Raw genomic sequence first — 16360 nt, 5'->3', positions numbered from 1 at the left:
CTCTCGCCCCTCTCTTGCACGCCCCTTGCCCATGACCTCCACCCAACGCCAACACCGCACCGGCCAGGGAGCCCTCCATGGCCGTTGACACCCTGCGCCTGGACGAGGTGCTCAAGCAGGCCGAGCGCGTGCACCAGCCCCTGGCGCTGCTGGGCAGAACCAGCAGCAACACGGCCAGGGAACTCAAGGAAACGGTCGACCAGTTGAAGAAGCTGCAGCAGCAGCAAACCCAGCTGGGCGACTACCGCGCGCTGCGCAGCGGCCTGGCAGACACCACGGCACGGCTGCGCGGCGCGCGCCAGCAGATGGCCCAGCTGCGGCTGGAATCGGGCGCGGGCGAGCAGCCCTCGCGCGCCATGCTGCGCGCGCTGCGTTCGGCCCAGGTCGAGGAAGAGCGCCTGGCGCTGCTGCGCGCCACGCAGCGATCGCGCCTGATGGACATGCGCGAAGGCCTGCGCGGCGCGGGCGTGGACACGGGCAACCTGTCGGCGCACGAGCGCAAGCTGCACAACGACATCCGCGCCACCACGGCCCAGATGGAAAAGCAGCGCAAGGTGGTGGCACCGGCCGCCCAGCGGCTGGAGAGAATCGACGCCCTGCGCGAGCAGAGCAAGACCCTGGCCGATCGCGGCCAAGCGCTGCGCGAGACGGGCGGCAAGATGCTGGCGCCCGTGCGCGCCGTGAGCCAGGCCTTCATGACCGACGACCAGGCCGCCGCGCAGCTGCGCGCCACCATGGCGGGCAGCAACGGCAAGCCGGGCGCCGATTACCAGCAGGTGCTGGACTTGGCCAAGAGCCTGGGCACCGACATGCCCGGCAGCACGGCCGACTACATCGCGATGATGAACCAGCTGCAGCGCCAGGGTGTGTCCTCGCAGGATGTGCTGGGCGGCGTGGCACAGCAGGCGGCCAACCTGGGCGCGGTGCTGAACATGCCCGCCAAGGAGGCCGGCGAGTTCGCGGCGCAGCTGCAGCAGGCCACCCGCGCAAGCGCGGGCGACATGGCCGCACTGGCCGACACGGTGCAGCGCACCTCCCACCTGGGACTGGACCCGACAGGCATGGTCAAGGGCCTGGATGCCATCGGCAAGGCCCTGCCGCAGCTGGGGCAGCAGGGCGCAAGGTCGGGACAGATGTTCGCGCCGCTGCTGCTCATGCTCAACGACGCCAGCATCAGCGGCGAGGCCGCGGGCAAGGCCGTCGGCAACCTGGTCAAGAACTCCATGGACCCGGCCAAACTAGGCCAGGTCAACAAGATGCTCGCGGGCCAGGGCGTGTCGCTGGACTTCAAGGACGCCAGCGGCCAGTTCGGCGGCACCGAGCAGATGATGGCCCAGCTGCAAAAGCTGCAGAGCCTGGGCAGCGACAAGCTGCGCGCCGCTGCGCTGGACAAGCTGGCCGGCGGCGATGCGCAGACGCGCAAGGCCTTGGAGGCGCTGCTCCAGCAGGGCCCGGGCGGCTACCAGCAGATCGCCTCCCAGCTCAAGTCACAGGCGGATCTGGATGGGCGCGTGGCCATCCTGAAGGACTCGGTCTCGGCCCAATACGAGTCCGTCAAGGACAGCTACAACGGCCTGTTGAGCGACATGGGCTCGACCATCGAGTCCGACCTCAAGGCCGTGCTGGGCACGCTGCGCGAGATGACCGAAGGCATGCGTGCCTGGGTCAAGGAGCATCCCCAGATCGTGCAGTGGACGCTGCGCATCGTGGCCGTGCTGGGCCTGCTGGTCGCAGGCGTCGGCGTGGTGAGCAGCGTGCTGTTCGGCCTGCTGGCGCCGCTGCTGCTCACGCGCACCGTGTTCGGCCTGCTGGGTGCGGCCATGGGCGCAGGCAGCGGTGCCTTGGGTGTGCTCAGGCGCGGCCTGGCGGCCGTGGTCCTGTCGCTTGGCATGATGAGCGGTGGCGGCAGTGCCATGGGCCTGTTGGCCGGCGGCATGCGCATGGCCAGCAACGCCGTGGGCGTGCTCCGGCGCGGCGTGGGCGCCGTGGTCCTGTCCCTGTCCATGATGAGCGGCGGTGGCGGAGCCATGGGTCTGCTGTCGGGAGGCTTGCGCATGGCCAGCAACGCTGCGGGCGTGCTCAGGCGCGGGCTGGGCGCTGTGGTCCTGTCGCTGGCCATGATGGGCCGCGGCGCTGCCATGGGCAGCATAGGCACCGCACTGGCCGGCGCGGGCCGCGCTGCAGGCCGCATCTTCGGCGGCGGTGCAGGCGCAGTTACAGGTGCAGGCAAGGGCCGAGCGGGCGCCGTCATGGGCCTGCTGGGCGCCGGCCTGGGTGCCGTCGGCGGTGGCCTGGGCGGCAGTCTGGGTGGCGCAGCCGCATCGCTGATGGGCCTGGTGCGCATGACACCCATGGGCCGGCTCGCAGGCGGCCTGATGGGCGCGGGCGGCTCGATCATGCAGAACTGGGACGGCCTGTCCACCGCCTTCAAGGCCGGCGACTGGAAGGGCGTCGGCGGCACGCTGCTGGAGGCCGGCAAGGCCGGTCTGGATGGCGCTACGGGCGGGTTGTTCGGCGTGGTCTCTGACCTGGCGGGCAAGGGCATCAGCGGCCTGGCCTCGTCGGTGGGCTCGTGGTTCAAATCCGGCGATGCGTCAGCACCCGACCAGGGCCGCGCCGGCGCACTGCGCCAGGGTGTTGCGGCCGCAGCCACGGCGGCCACGCTGGCCACGGGCGCCATGCCGGCCCTGGCCGACACGGGCGCCGTGCGCATCGACAGCCGCCCGCCGCTGGCCAGCGCCGCTGCACCCGCGCCGGCACCGGCCCCGGTGGCCGGCGCCACCATCCACATAACCGTCAACGCCGCGCCCGGCCAGGACGCGCAGGCCATTGCCCGCGCCGTGGCCGCCGAGCTGGACCGCCGCGACATGGCCAAGCGCTCCAGCGTGCTGTCGCAGCTGTCGGACATCGACTGAGGAGCATGAGCATGCTGATCACACTGGGCCAGTTTGCCTTTGGCATCGACACACTGGCATTCGACAAGCTGGTGCGCAGCAGCACCTGGCGCCACCCGAGCAACAGCCGCGTGGGCGCGCGCCCCGCCCGCCAGTCACTGGGCCCAGGCGATGAAACGCTGGGCCTGACCGGCGTGCTCGCACCCGAGTTCCGGGGCACGGCCAAGTCGCTGGACGACCTGCGCGAAATGGCCGACCAGGGCAAGGCATGGGCCCTGGTGGGCGGCGAAAGCATCCTGGGCGCCTGGGTCATCGAGAGCCTCCAGCAGACCGGCACGCACTACACACCGGGCGGCAAGCCGCGCCGCATCGAGTTCGATCTCAAGCTGGCCCGCGTGGACGATCACCTGGCCGAAGGCGGCGGCGGCGTCGACCCCTGGCCCGATGACGACTTCTGGGAATGGTGGATCTGATGGCCACGCAGGAATACTTGCACGCCAAGCCCCAGTACGAAATCGTCCTGGACGGGCGCGACATCACCAGCAGCGTGAACACGCGGCTGATGAACCTGACGCTGTCCGAATCGCGCGGCGAAGAGGCCGACAAGCTGGACATCACGCTGGACGACAGCGATGGGCGCCTGCCCATGCCGGGCAAGGGATCCAAGATCGCGCTGAAGCTGGGCTGGGCCGGCCACGGCCTGGTCGACAAGGGCACCTACGAGGTGGACGAGGTGGAGCACCAGGGTGCGCCCGACAGGATCGTGGTGCATGCGCGCTCGGCCGAGCTCAAGCGCCAGCTGCGCACGCGCTCCGAGCACAGCTACCACAACAGCACGCTGGGCCAGATCGTGCGCAGCATTGCGCAGCGCAACGGCCTGCAGGTGCGCGTGGACGCGCAGTTCGAGAACCTGCGCGTGGACCACATCGACCAGACCCACGAAAGCGACCTGAACTTCTGCAGCCGCCTGGCGCGTCAGTACGACGCCGTGTGCACGGTCAAGAAGGGCAAGCTGGCCTTCATCGCCATCGACAGCAAGATCACCGCTGCCGGCCAGGCCGTGGAGGCCGCCACGCTCACGCGCGCCGAGGGCGACAGCCACGCCTACCACACGGCCGCGCGCAACGACTACAGCGGCGTTCGCGCGTACTGGAACGACGCGGATCGCGCCGAAAAACGCAGCGCCACGCAGGGCGCCGAGGACAACGAAAAGCGCCTGAAGGACACCTACGGCAGCGAGGCCGAGGCGCAGGCCGCAGCCAAGGCCGAGATGGGCCGCATCAACCGCGCCAAGGCCACCATGGGCCTGAAGCTGGCGCTGGCGCGGCCCGACCTGATGCCGCAGACGCCGCTGAAGCTGCAGGGGTTCAAGGCGGAGATCGATGACACGCCGTGGCTGGTCGTCAAGATCCAGCATGAGCTGGGCGACGGCGGCTTCACCTCCAAGCTGACGCTGGAGACGCGTGCCAAGTGAGCGAGAGGGGCGGGTAGAGCGCGTCCTGGAGCGGCCGGCGCAGGCCGTTCAACGCGCGGCCAGGGTCGCCACGGCCATGATGGCGGCGCGGCCCGAATCGTCGGCCCGGCCGTAGCAATCGAGCAGCTCGCGCTCGTCGGGCGCCAGGGTCTGGACCGATGCGTTCGCATGCTGGCCCGTGACCACATACAGGACATCCACGCCCAGGCCCGCCATCACGGCCAGGGCGGCCGCATTGGGCGATTGCTCGCCCTTCTCCCAGGTGGCCAGGGTGCCGCGCGAGACGTCGCAGGCGTCGGCCATGGCGAGCTGCGCCACGTCCAGACGCAGACGCTCTTGCCTCAGCCTTTCACCGATGTGATCGAAATTTCTTCTATTCATCAATTGACATGCTCGAAATTTCGAGCAATGATGCAGTCAGCGTGTAACCAAACCATCCAAACCATCCCAAATACTACATGACAGCCATGCACTCCCCCAGAGCCGTGCCCGGTATCCCTGCGGCTCCGGTGCTTCATGACAGGCCCGTGCCACTGCGCATGACGGCATCCGAACGCGAACGCCACGCCCGCTATGCCAGCCGTGAAAGCCGCAGCGCCTCCAACTTCGCGCTGAAGCTGTACCGCATGGGCATGCAGCAGTACGAGCAGCAGATGCCGCCGCTGCCCCAGGCCGATCAGGCGCGATAGCCACCCGCGCCGACCTGTTCACCGCCTTGTCTTCGATCCCAACTGCCCCCAGGAGCCTGCCATGCGCATGATGTGCCCCCACTGCAACGAACACGCCTACACCCGCACCAGCCTGCAGCTGACCAGCACCAGCCGCGAGACCATCTTCCAGTGCCGCAACTTCGAGTGCGGCCATGTGTTCTCGGCGGTGACCGAGATCAACCGCACCATCAGCCCCAGCGCCATTCCCAACCCCATGGTGATCCTGCCGATGAGCACGCACATCAAGCGCAAGCTGCTGCAGACCCAGCTGGACGCCATGCCGTCCTCGCAATACGAAGGCGCAGCGCACCGCGCAGCCCAGGCGGCCGAATCCGCCCAATCCAGCGAAGGCGCGCGCAGCTAGCGCGGCCGGGGCGCCTTCGCCGCTCCTGACGGCGCCCCACCCGGCGCGCGGGCAGCCCGCCTGCACCGCCGCCACCCCACCCCCTTTCCCGCAACCTGCGGAGCCTGCATGAAGGCCCTGCGGGATGCGCTCACCCTGAAACGACCTGGACAGACCATGAAGCTCGGCGACCTGCGCCTTTCCGATCTGATGCGACTGCTGCGGGCAGACGATGCGCCCGCGCCCGAATACCGGCCCGAGGACCCGCCCGCGCTGCCCGAGGCCTACCAGCGCCTGAGCGTCCAGGACTGCCGCATCCGCCTGCGCGAACTGCAGCGCGAGGCCGCGCAGCGCTGCGCCAATGGCCGCTGCGGCAGCGCCGAAAGCCGCGAATGGGCGGGCCTGGCCAGCCACTACCGCATGGCCCTGGTGCTGCTGGCGGGCATAGACGGCGAGATCGAGGAGCTGGCCCTGCGCGACTGGCGCGAAATGCCGCCGCCCGAGCGCGACGCCATCCGCCGCCAGATCCGCGCGCTGCGCAGCTGCCTGCTGCCGCTGCGCGCGCTGGCCCTGAGGACCTGAGCCCATGTCCGTCCTGCTCGCCGCCAAATCCACCGGCCGCAGGCTGCGCACCGCCAGCCTGCAGCAATGGGACCAGCACAAGCCCCGCCCCCACATGGTCCAGCGCGCCATGCAGGCGCTGGAAAAAGCCTTGCCGCCGCAGTGGCTGCAGCCCATGAAGCTGCTGGGCCTGGGCGACTGGCAAAAGGGCGCGCAACACGCCAACGGCCAGCCCGAATGGGCCGCCTGCCACGACGCGCTGGCCGCCATTGACGACTTTGCCAGCCGCCACGGCCGTGCGGCCGAATGGAATCTGGACGACTACGAGATCTGCCAGATGGCCAGGCGCCTGAGCGACGAAGTCGGTGAGCTCGACGCCGGCGCCCAGGCCCAGAACATGGACCTGGCCGCACGCGTGGACCTGGTGCGGCTGATGCTGCGCATGCTGGGCCTGCAGGAAAGCACGCCGCTGGCCGGCGAGCCCGCCATCCGCCGCGCGCTGGATGCCGCCTGGTGGCGCCGCATGCTGCGCCGCCACGTCACGCGCACCGTGGAGGCTGGCGCCGTCAAGCTGGGCATCGTCAACCGCAGCGCCGGCGGCTATGCCAGCAATACCACCGTGCGCCGGCGCACCGCGCAGATCGAACGCAACGCCCGCGCGCTGGAGCGCAGCCTCTACCGAAACGAGGCCGGCCAGGTCTTCACCCTGGCCGAGCTGGCCGCGCTGTCGCCGGCCAACCCCGTGATCCGTGGCGGCGAGCTGATGACGCGCATCCGCGGCGCAGAGGAATATGCCGACGCGCGCAGCCACGTCGGTCTCTTTCTCACGCTGACGGCGCCCAGCCGCTTTCACGCCGTCACGCTGGGCAGCGGCGGCCGGCCGCGCCCCAATCCCCATTACGACGGCCGCAGCACGCCGCGCGATGCCCAGCTGTGGCTGCGCACCATGTGGGCGCGCGTGCGATCTCACCTGGGCCGCCAGCGCATCGCCATGTACGGCATCCGCGTGGCCGAGCCGCACCATGACGCCACGCCGCACTGGCACGCCCTGGTCTGGGCCGAGTGCGAGGAGCACGCCCGGCACATCGAGGCCGCCATCCGCAAATGGTGGCTCAGCGAAGATGGCGACGAGCGCGGTGCCCAGCGCAACCGCGTCAACGTCAAGCGCATGACCGGCGGCGGCGCTGCCGGCTACGTGGCCAAGTACATCGCCAAGAGCGTGGGCCATGCGGCCCTGGCCGACCACCTCGACGTGGTGCAGGGCCGCCTGTGGGATGTGGAGCAGGGCGGCATGCCCGGCCACCGCCGCGTGGACGCCTGGGCCGCCTGCTGGGGCATTCGCCAGTTCCAGGCCGTGGGCATGCCCAGCGTCTGCGTCTGGCGCGAGCTGCGCCGTGTCAGCAAGGACCAGGTCGAACAGATCCGCATCGACGGCGACAAGGCCAGCTGGAAGGCCTGGGGCGCCAGCCACCGCCACGGGCCCGACATCCCCGCCGACTGGCGCCTCTACATGGAAGCCATGGGCGGCCACTGCCTGGCCCGCGACCGCTGGCATCTGCGCATGGCACGCCGCCCCGTGCCCGCCGGCGCCGTCAACCAGTACGGCGAGGCCATCGCGCCCGGCTGCGGCCGCGTGGTGGGCCTGGAAACCCGGCGCGGCCAGTGGCTGGTCTCGCGCCGCATCGCCTGGCGCAGCGTGGCTCGCGCCACGCTGGAGTTCCAGGAAAACCACGGTGCAGAAAGCGTCGAGGGCGCCGAGGGTGCCGAGGTCGCCGACACGGCCCCGCCCGCCCCGCCCGCCCTGCCCGCCCGCGCGCCGCTGGCGCGCGCTTGGACTGGTTTCAATAACTGTACGGCCCGGCTCACGGGCCACACGCTGCGCGCCCTCATCGGCCGCGGCGGGCACCAGCGCGAGGACCGGGCCAACCCTTCCGCGCCCGATTCCGTGCTGCACCGCCCCGCATCCGGCGCCACGCCATCCAACCACCCTTTCTTGACCAGCTGATCCACCCCAGGAGGACCCACCATGCACCACAACATCACCGCCCTGCGCAGCTACCGCGCCACCCTCATCCCCCACGGCGTGGACGCAGCGCAGCTGGATCAACTGGCCGACGCCCGCCTGCTGCCCGTGCTGCGCCTGAAGGCGGCCAGCGCCAGCCACGCCCAGGCCTGCGCCCTGCTGGCCAGCGGCCGGCCCGTGCTGCGAGTCGAGCGAGTTGAACGTGTGGAGCGCAAGAAGGCAGGCAAGTCCATCACGACGCGCCACCCCTGATCAAGCACCGGACACGACATCGGAGAACACCGCAATGACGCAACAGAACATGGAACTCTTTCACAGCGCCCCGCGCCTGGACACCCAGGGCATCGCCAACTACCTGGGCCTGAGCCGCGAGCACGTCACCGCGCGCCTGACCAAGCGCCCGGACTTTCCCAAGCCCTTCATCAACGCCAGCCGCCGCATCCGCTACTGGCGCATGGCCGACGTCAAGGCCTGGGCCGAGGGGCGCCGGTGAGCCGGCACCAGGCCATCGCCGTGCGCTCAGTGATCGCTGCCCGCAAGAAAGCGGCGAGCCTGGTCGCGCGCCCCGTCGAAGATCTGCCGGGCCATAGGCTGCGGCACGCTGGCCGGCAGGCGCGGCTGCAGCCGGTCGATGGCGCCGTCCAGCGCCTCGACCATCTCCACCATGCTCTCCCACAGGCCTGCGATGCGCGTGGTCTCGGCCAGGGCCTTCCAGTGGCGGCGCTGGATCTCGGCCAGGCGGTAGTGGCGGCTGCGCCCCGGCAGGGCCATGGCCATCCTGGCGCGCTGGCGGGCAATCTTGCCGTGGCCGTGACCGATGATGGGCCAGGCCGACAGCACGTCGTACAGCGGCGTCATCTCATAGCCGCCGCCCGGCTGCAGGAACACCGAGAAATTCTTGGCATGCCCGTCCGTGGCCGCCAGCAGCCAGAACGCCAGCTGGGCCATCACGAAGCGGGCGCAATCCTGGGCAGGCTCGCTGCCATGCTGCAGCACCTGCAGGCACTGCAGCATGCCGGGCCCGCCGTGGGTCTCGTACTTGTTGGCGCTGGCAACGCCGCGCACCTGGCAGAAGTCTTCCTGGGGCAGACGCGCAATCCAGCCCTGGGCCGTCCAGGCGCGGTCAAAGCGCTCCACGCACAGCACCTGCTGCCCGCCAAAGGTCTCGATGCTGCTGTCGGCCACGGCAAAGCCCAGCTCGGCCAGCAGCCGGGCGCACAGCCACTCATTGGCCACTGACTCGCTCAGGTCGTAGTGCCAGTGCGGCACCACGCCGATGGCCGGCTTCAGGATATGCGTGGTCGGCGTCGCGCCCAGCGGGCGGCACCACTGGCCGCCATGGCGCAGCACCGCCGTCTTCTCCTGCGCACCGGCAATGGACAGCCGGAACTCCTGGTCCACCTCCAGCGCACCAAACCCGCCACCCAGACTGGCCAGGTGCTCTGCAATCTGCGCCTCGCTCAGCGGCTCGAACCGCACCTGATCGAACCCTTCGGGTACGGCCCCCTCGGGCAACAGTTGCACGGCCCCCACGCAATCGCGGCCAATGGCTTCCAACAGCGAAAACGCATCGATCCCGCGCAGCCCGAAGCGCTGGTGAATGCGCCGGCGAATGCCCTCGCCGTCCGGCAGCAGGTTGTCGAAATAATGGGCCACCACCTCGCCCGCCACCGTCAGGTCGCGGGTGAAGGGCATGGACAGCGACAGCGGCCGCGCATGCGCGCTCTGCGGCCAGGCCGGGTCATAGGCGAACACATGGCGGCCCGTGCGCGTGACCTCCCAGGTGCCCACCCGCTCCCCATTCATCCAGACGCCCAGCGCCGCCATCACCAGGACCCTTTCGGCTTGCGGTCCTGCCAGTGCGGCGGCAGCGCCTGCGGCTTGAAGGCCACGGGGCGGTCGGCGGGCTTGCGGGGCACGTTGTCACCCGCGTACGGTTGTGGAGCTGGCTCGGCCACCCTCAACGCAGCAGGCGCAGGCACAGACATAGGTGCAGACGCAGGAGAAGCCACCGCATCCGCCCTGGGCCGCATGAGCAGATCGGCATCCAGCAGCTGCAGGATCTCCATCAGCTGGCGCACGCTGATGGCGGCCGGGTCACGCTCTATCGCCGCCACACGCGACTGGGACACGCCCAGCCGCTGTGCCAGTTGGGCCTGGCTCACGCCAGCGGCCTTGCGCAGCGACTTCAGGTGCAGCGCAAGCTGATCGGGCAGTTGCAACAGGTGGTCCATGGTGTTCTCCTGGCCAGGGCATTCAAAATATCATCTCAAGATGATGAATTGAAATTATCACTCCAGAATAATATTGTCAACATATCATATTAGAGTGATATTCCTGGCAGCCATCCTGCCTACAACCGTGCCGCTATGTCCTCGGCCGTCTCCCGGTAATAGGTATTGAACAGCTCGTTGATATCCACGTGGCCGCTGATGCGGGCCAGCGTCATCACATCCACGCGCTTGCTCAGCCAGGTCAGCGCCGTGGCTCGCAGGTCATGAAAGCGCAGGCCCTCCACCATCACCCGGTCGCGCAGCTTGCGGTAGAGCGTGTCGCGGCTGGCGTCGCTGATGGTCCAGTAGGCGTCGCGCCCGGCAGCCTCGGCGGCGGCGTCCAGCACGCGCAGCAGGCGCACGGCACGGCGCGTCAGCGGCACATGGCGCTCGCCCACCTTGGCCTCGGTCTTGTGGTGCGGCAGGTGGTAGACCCGGCGCTTGAGATCCACATTGCTGCGGCCCATGCGCAGGATCTCGCCGCTGCGCATGGCCGTGTGCAGGGCCACCAGCATGGTCCAGGCCGTCTGCTCCATGGCGGTGACAGGCGCCAGGCGCGGCGAGACATTGGCCGAGCGCAGCATGCGCCGCACCTCGCTCCACTGCCCCGTGCGCCGGCGCGCATGGGACTTGGCCGGCAGCTTGATCTCGGGCCAGGGGCTCTTGCCCACCCATTTCCACTGCTTGACCGCCAGCGTCCAGATCGGACGGAATTGCTGCGCCTCGCGCAGCACGCTGGCGCCGGAGACCTGCTGCAGCCGCGCATCGCGCCAGCGCGCCAGGTCGTCGCCCGTGATCTCGTGGAAGACCTTGGAGGCCAGCTCGGGAAACTCGCGCAGCCAGGCATCAAAGCGCAAATGATCGGCCCGCGCCGTGCTGGCCGTCTTTTTGTCGGTGACCTCGCGCCGATAGCGCTCCACCGCCTCGGCCAGCGTGCGCCGCGGAAACTCCCCGCGCGCACCGGCCAGAATGGCCGCCTCCTCGGCCACGGCCCAGCCCTGCGCCTCGGCCTTGGTCGCCCGCGTGGCGGTGCGCCGGATGCCCGCGCGCTCCACCTCGGCCCGCCAGCCGTTCTTCACCTTCCGGAAATACGCCATCCCACCTCCTGCAGCCCGCGCGGGATCACAAGCGGGATCTGCGCGGGATTGTGATGTGATTTTGCGCTGTTTTGTGCCGGTTTCAACCCGTTCCGTTTTGCCCCCAGAACCCAGAAAAAAAGCCCGCCTCCTCTACAGGAAGCGGGCTTGAGCAGTGTTCGCCGCAGTTGAGCGGCGTTGGTGCGTGGTGCGCGGGGGGGGACTCGAACCCCCACACCATTGCTGGCGTCAGGACCTAAACCTGGTGCGTCTACCAATTTCGCCACCCGCGCTGGTTCTTGAGGGAGCCGCCTGCGCGGCGGCTCCTAGGTCAGGGCGCAGATTCTAGCCGCAATTGCGGGGTGGATTGCCATACCCCGGATTTGAGCGGCGGCCTCTGCGTTTTCGCCGCCTCAATGCGTGGGCTCGCGGCGCACGCGGAACACGGCGGCGTACATGGCCGGCAGCGCCAGCAGTGTCAGCACCGTGGCCACGATCAGCCCGCCCATGATGGCCACGGCCATGGGGCCCCAGAACACGCTGCGCGACAGCGGGATCATGGCCAGCACGGCGGCGGCAGCCGTCAGCACGATGGGGCGCAGGCGGCGCACGGCGGCTTCGATGATGGCGTCCCAGGCCGGCACGCCGCGCGCGCGGTCGGTCTCGATCTGGTCGATCAGGATCACCGAATTGCGCTGGATCATCCCCATCAGCGCCACCACGCCCAGCAGCGCCACGAAGCCGAAGGGCCGGCCCAGCAGCAGCAGCGCCGCCGCCACGCCGGGAATTCCCAGCGGCCCGGTGATGAACACCAGCAGTGAACGGCTGACACTGCGCAACTGCAGCATGAGCAGCGTGAAGGTGAGGAACAGCATCACGGGCACACCAGCGACGATGGCGTCCGAGCCCTTGGAGCTTTCCTCCACGGCACCGGCCACATCGATGCGGTAGGCCGTGTCGCCCGCAGCGTGCCAGCGCGCCTCGATCTCGCGCAGACCCGGCAGCAGCGCATGGGTCAGCGTTGCGCCCTGCAGGCCCTCGCGCACATCGCCCTGTACCGTGATGGCGAACATGCGCTTTTCTCGCCACATCACGCCGGGCTCCCAGACCATCACGGGCTTGGCGATCTGCGTGAGCGGGATCGACTTACCCGACGCCGTGGGCAGGTAGGCGTTGGCGATGTCGGTGATGGCGTCGCGCTCCGAATACGGCGTGCGCAGCACGATGTCGATGAGCTTGTCACCCTCGCGGAACTGGCCCACGGTGGAGCCGCTGAGCATGACGCGGGCCGCCTGTGCGATGGCCTGGCTGCTCACGCCCAGGGCGCGCGCCTTGTCCTGGTCCACCTCCAGGCGCACGGCCTTGACGGACTCGTTCCAGTTGTCGTTGACGCCGCGCATGTCGGCGTTGGCGATCATGACCTGCTTGACCTCGTCGGCATAGGCACGCAGCTTTTGCGGATCGGTGCCGGACACGCGGAACTGCACCGGATAGGGCACGGGAGGCCCGTTGGGCAGCAGCTTGACGCGGCCGCGCACCTCGGGGAACTCCTGGGCCAGCAGCGCCGGCAGCGCCTTGCGCAGACGCTCGCGCGTGGGCAGGTCCTGGGCGACCAGGATGAACTGCGAGACGTTGTTCTGCGGGAACACCTGGTCCAGCGGCAGGTAGAAACGCGGCACGCCCGAGCCTACCCACTCGCTGACCGTGCGCACGCCGTCCAGCTGCATGAAGCGCTCTTCCACGCGGCGCGTGACGGCCTCGTTGGCGGCCAGCGACGTGCCCTCGGGGAACCAGATGTCCACCAGCACTTCGGGCCGGCTGGAATCCGGGAAGAACTGCTGCTGCACGCGCGACATGCCCACCAGGCCCAGCGCGAAGACCAGCACCGTGATGGCGATGGTCAGCCAGCGGTGCGTCACGCACCAGTTCACGGCGCGCCTAAAGCGGTTGTAGAACGGGCTGTCGAAGACTTCATGCTCGGCCGACGAGGCATTGAGGTTGGTCTCCTCGATGGGCACCTCGCCCGAGGCCACCTCGGGCGGCAGCGTGGCCGCGTGCGGCGGGCGCTTGAGCAGCAGCATGCCCAGGTAGGGCACGAAGTACACCGAGGCGAACCAGCTGAGCACCAGCGCAATCACCGTCACCGCGAAGATGGCGAAGGTGTACTCGCCCGTCATGGACTTGGCCATGCCGATGGGCAGAAAGCCCGCCGCCGTGATCAGCGTGCCGGTCAGCATGGGCTTGGCCGTGATCTCGTAGGCAAAGGTGGCGGCGCGGTACTTCTCGTAGCCCTCCTCCATCTTGCGCACCATCATCTCCACGGCAATGATGGCGTCGTCCACCAGCAGGCCCAGCGCGATGATCAGCGAGCCCAGCGACACCTTGTGCAGGCCGATGTTCCAGTACCACATGGCCAGGAAGGTCGCGGCCAGCACCAGCGGAATCGTGATGGCCACCACCAGGCCCGGGCGCGGGTCGATGTACCAGCGCTTCCACAGCGGCTGGTGGCCCTCGCGCCTGTGCAGGCCCAGGCTGATGAAGCTCACGGCCAGCACCACCACCACGGCCTCGATCAGCACCTGCAGGAATTCGTTGACCGAATCGGCCACCGCCTTGGGCTGGTCCTGCATGTTGGCCAGCTCCACGCCGGCCGGCAGCGTGCGCGCGATGTCGCCCACGGCGCCGCGCAGGGACTTGCCCAGGCGGATGATGTCGCCGCCCTTGGTCATGGACACGCCCAGCGCAATCGTCTCGCGCCCCTGGTGGCGCACCTTCACATTGGCCGGATCGGCATAGCCGCGGCGGATCTCGGCGATATCGCCCAGACGCAGCTGCGCGCCCGATGCGCCGCGGATGGGCATGGCGCGCAGCTCATCCACCGCCAGGAACTGGCCGGCCACGCGCACCTGCACATCCTCGCGCGGCGTCTGCAGCACGCCTGCGCCCTCGATGGCGTTTTGCTGGCCCAGCTGGCCCAGCACCTGGTTCATGTCCAGGCCCAGCTGCGACAGGCGGCGCTGCGACAGCTCGATGTAGACCTTCTCGTCCTGCACGCCGAACAGCTCGACCTTGGCCACATCGGGCACGCGCAGCAGGCGCTGGCGCACGTCGTCGGCCATGGTCTTGAGCTCGGCGTAGCTGAAGCCGTCGGCCTGCAGGGCGTAGATCACGCCATAGACATCGCCGAACTCGTCATTGAAGAACGGCCCCTGCACGCCCTGCGGCAGGGTGTAGCGCATGTCGCCGATCTTCTTGCGCACCGTGTACCACAGCTGCTGGACATCGCCGGGGCGCGAGTTGTCCTTGAGCTGGAAGATGATCATCGACTCGCCGGGCTTGGAGTAGCTGCTGATCTTGTCGGCGTAGGGAACCTCCTGCAGCGTGCGCTCGATCTTGTCGGTGACCTGCTCGGCCATCTGCTGCGCCGTGGCGCCCGGCCAGTTGGTGCGCACCACCATGGCGCGGAAGGTGAAGGGCGGGTCCTCGTCCTGCCCCAGCTGGAAGTACGAGGCAAAGCCCAGCAGCAGCAGCACGACGATGAAATAGCGCGTCAGCGCCACATGGTCCAGCGCCCAGCGCGAAAGATTGAAGTGCGCGCCCTGCGGCGCCTTGTGCTTGGGCCCGCTCATTGGGCCGCTCCGCTGGGCGCAGCGCCTGCGGCGGCAGGTGCCTGTGCAGGCTGTGTCTGTTGCGGCCGCTGCTGAGCCGGCTGCTGCTGTGCCGGCTGCGGGGCCTTGTCATAACGGTCCTGATAGACCGTGACCTTCTGGCCTGGCGTGAGCACATGCACGCCGGCGGCCACCACCTGCATGCCGGGCGTCAGGCCAGCGGCAATCACGGCCTCGTTGCCATCGGCCGTGGCCAGTTGCACGGGCTGCAGCTTCACCGTGCTGCTGGCGGCGTCGAACACCCACACGGCCGTGCCCTGGCCGCCGCCGCCTTCCTGGCGCAGCGCGGTGGTGGGCAGCTTGATCACGGGCTGGCCCGTGGGGCCCATGCCCTCGGGCAATGCGTGGACCGTGGCACCCAGCGGCGGCACGGCGGCGGCGTCCGAGGTGGGCAAAGCCACCTTCACCTGGTAGGTGCGCGTGACGGGATCGGCACTGGCCGCCACCTCGCGCACCTGGCCCTGCAATGGCTGCATGCCGGCCGACCAGGGGCGCACATTCACCTTCTGGCCCACGCGGATGGCACCGCGCTTGTCTTCGGGCACCACGAACACCACGTCGCGCGGGCCGTCCTGGGCAATGCGCACCACGGGCGAGCCGGCCGACACCACCTGGCCGGGCTCGGCGTCTATGCCGGTCACCACGCCGGGCACATCGGCCAGCAGTTGCGCATAGGCCTCCTGGTTGCTCTGCGATGCCAGCTGCGCTTTGGCCTGGTCCAGCGTGGCCTGGGCGGACTTGAGCGTGGCCTCTCGCCGCTCCAGCTCCGCACCGCTGATGAAATTCTGCGCCTTCAGCTGCGAGTAACGCCTCACATCGGCGGCGGCAAGATCGCGCTGCGTGGTCGCGGCCGCCACCTGGGCGCGCGCGGCGTCAGCTCCCAGCCGGTAGTCGCTGGCATCGAGCCGCGCCAGCAACTGGCCTGCCTGCACGTGCTGGCCCAGCTCCACCTCGCGGCGAACGAGCTTGCCGGCCACGCGAAAGCCCAGGCGCGACTCTATGCGCGCGCGCACCTCGCCCGCGTATTCCAGTTGCGTGTCCAGCGCGCCCACGCCTACGGTGAGCAGCTTGACGGCGCGCACCGGCTCGGGCGGCGGCTCGGCCTTGGAACAGGCGCCCAGCGCCAGCGCGGCGGCCAGGCACAGAGGGGCAAGAAGAAGATGGCGCGGCAAAGCGGGCGCGGCAGGGTTCGATGGCAAGTCGGGCATGTGGATCCGGGAGGGCTGGTGCGAAAAGCGGCTGCGGGCTGCAAGATCCGGGCAACATGCCGCGGCAGCTGGCTGGCGCCGTTTACTGACTGACGGGTTAGTAATTTAGGAGAAGCCCTTGAGCCCGTCA

15 protein-coding genes and 1 tRNA gene are annotated in these 16360 nt (G+C 69.3%); 9 read left to right on the top strand and 7 right to left on the bottom strand.

Features of this window, described 5'->3' with window-relative positions:
* Positions 1 to 77 precede the first annotated feature (77 nt).
* Genes DACI_RS12950 through DACI_RS12940 form a run of 3 tightly spaced genes read left to right on the top strand, consistent with a single transcriptional unit; the run spans position 78 to position 4368 of the window.
* Entirely contained in the window at positions 78 to 2915 is a 2838-nt protein-coding gene (locus tag DACI_RS12950) for a phage tail tape measure protein (RefSeq protein WP_012204505.1), read from the top strand.
* An 11-nt stretch (positions 2916 to 2926) separates the two neighbouring features.
* Complete coding sequence (locus tag DACI_RS12945; RefSeq protein WP_012204504.1) at positions 2927 to 3367, top strand: phage tail protein; 441 nt, start codon at positions 2927 to 2929, stop codon at positions 3365 to 3367.
* Positions 3355 to 4368: a contractile injection system protein, VgrG/Pvc8 family gene (locus tag DACI_RS12940; protein ID WP_016450706.1), complete on the top strand. Its 1014-nt coding sequence runs from the start codon at positions 3355 to 3357 to the stop codon at positions 4366 to 4368. The genes DACI_RS12945 and DACI_RS12940 overlap by 13 nt, the downstream gene beginning before the upstream one ends.
* A gap of 48 nt (positions 4369 to 4416) precedes the next feature.
* Here DACI_RS12940 and DACI_RS12935 read toward each other — a convergent pair whose 3' ends face one another.
* Positions 4417 to 4749 (bottom strand): helix-turn-helix domain-containing protein, encoded by a 333-nt coding sequence (locus DACI_RS12935; RefSeq protein WP_012204502.1) that lies wholly within the window; start codon positions 4747 to 4749, stop codon positions 4417 to 4419.
* Between the two features lie 86 nt (positions 4750 to 4835).
* On the opposite strand from DACI_RS12935, the gene DACI_RS12930 reads away from it, so the two are divergent.
* The 6 genes from DACI_RS12930 to DACI_RS12905 all read left to right on the top strand — a co-directional run bounded on the left by DACI_RS12930 (position 4836) and on the right by DACI_RS12905 (position 8498).
* On the top strand, positions 4836 to 5057 hold the full coding sequence (locus DACI_RS12930; protein WP_225971082.1) for a hypothetical protein: 222 nt from the start codon (positions 4836 to 4838) through the stop codon (positions 5055 to 5057).
* A 61-nt stretch (positions 5058 to 5118) separates the two neighbouring features.
* Entirely contained in the window at positions 5119 to 5442 is a 324-nt protein-coding gene (locus DACI_RS12925) for an ogr/Delta-like zinc finger family protein (RefSeq protein ID WP_012204500.1), read from the top strand.
* A gap of 108 nt (positions 5443 to 5550) precedes the next feature.
* Positions 5551 to 6003, top strand: a complete 453-nt coding sequence (locus DACI_RS12920) for a hypothetical protein (RefSeq protein WP_012204499.1) — start codon at positions 5551 to 5553, stop codon at positions 6001 to 6003.
* 4 nt (positions 6004 to 6007) lie between these two features.
* Complete coding sequence (locus DACI_RS12915; protein ID WP_012204498.1) at positions 6008 to 7987, top strand: replication endonuclease; 1980 nt, start codon at positions 6008 to 6010, stop codon at positions 7985 to 7987.
* 21 nt (positions 7988 to 8008) lie between these two features.
* On the top strand, positions 8009 to 8257 hold the full coding sequence (locus DACI_RS12910) for a hypothetical protein (RefSeq protein WP_012204497.1): 249 nt from the start codon (positions 8009 to 8011) through the stop codon (positions 8255 to 8257).
* Between the two features lie 34 nt (positions 8258 to 8291).
* On the top strand, positions 8292 to 8498 hold the full coding sequence (locus DACI_RS12905) for a helix-turn-helix transcriptional regulator (RefSeq protein WP_012204496.1): 207 nt from the start codon (positions 8292 to 8294) through the stop codon (positions 8496 to 8498).
* A 26-nt stretch (positions 8499 to 8524) separates the two neighbouring features.
* On the opposite strand, the gene DACI_RS12900 is transcribed toward DACI_RS12905, so the two are convergent.
* From DACI_RS12900 to DACI_RS12875, 6 genes are all read right to left on the bottom strand, one after another.
* A complete protein-coding gene (locus DACI_RS12900; protein WP_012204495.1) occupies positions 8525 to 9832 on the bottom strand; it encodes a type II toxin-antitoxin system HipA family toxin in 1308 nt (435 codons plus the stop codon).
* Positions 9832 to 10239, bottom strand: coding sequence for a helix-turn-helix domain-containing protein (locus DACI_RS12895; RefSeq protein ID WP_012204494.1), 408 nt, complete (start codon positions 10237 to 10239; stop codon positions 9832 to 9834). The genes DACI_RS12900 and DACI_RS12895 overlap by 1 nt, the downstream gene beginning before the upstream one ends.
* Before the next feature lie 119 nt (positions 10240 to 10358).
* Complete coding sequence (locus tag DACI_RS12890; RefSeq protein ID WP_012204493.1) at positions 10359 to 11375, bottom strand: tyrosine-type recombinase/integrase; 1017 nt, start codon at positions 11373 to 11375, stop codon at positions 10359 to 10361.
* 185 nt (positions 11376 to 11560) lie between these two features.
* Positions 11561 to 11647 (bottom strand) — tRNA-Leu (locus DACI_RS12885).
* Between the two features lie 120 nt (positions 11648 to 11767).
* Positions 11768 to 14983 carry an efflux RND transporter permease subunit gene (locus DACI_RS12880; protein WP_012204492.1) on the bottom strand — a complete coding sequence of 1072 codons (3216 nt, stop codon included), beginning with the start codon at positions 14981 to 14983 and terminating at the stop codon, positions 11768 to 11770.
* Entirely contained in the window at positions 14980 to 16230 is a 1251-nt protein-coding gene (locus DACI_RS12875) for an efflux RND transporter periplasmic adaptor subunit (protein ID WP_012204491.1), read from the bottom strand. The genes DACI_RS12880 and DACI_RS12875 overlap by 4 nt, the downstream gene beginning before the upstream one ends.
* Positions 16231 to 16360: the final 130 nt, after the last annotated feature.

This window comes from Delftia acidovorans SPH-1 (assembly GCF_000018665.1).
GTDB lineage: Bacteria > Pseudomonadota > Gammaproteobacteria > Burkholderiales > Burkholderiaceae_C > Comamonas > Comamonas acidovorans.
The sequence above is the reverse complement of the archived record's forward strand: the minus strand, read 5'-3'. Positions and strand labels throughout refer to the sequence as shown.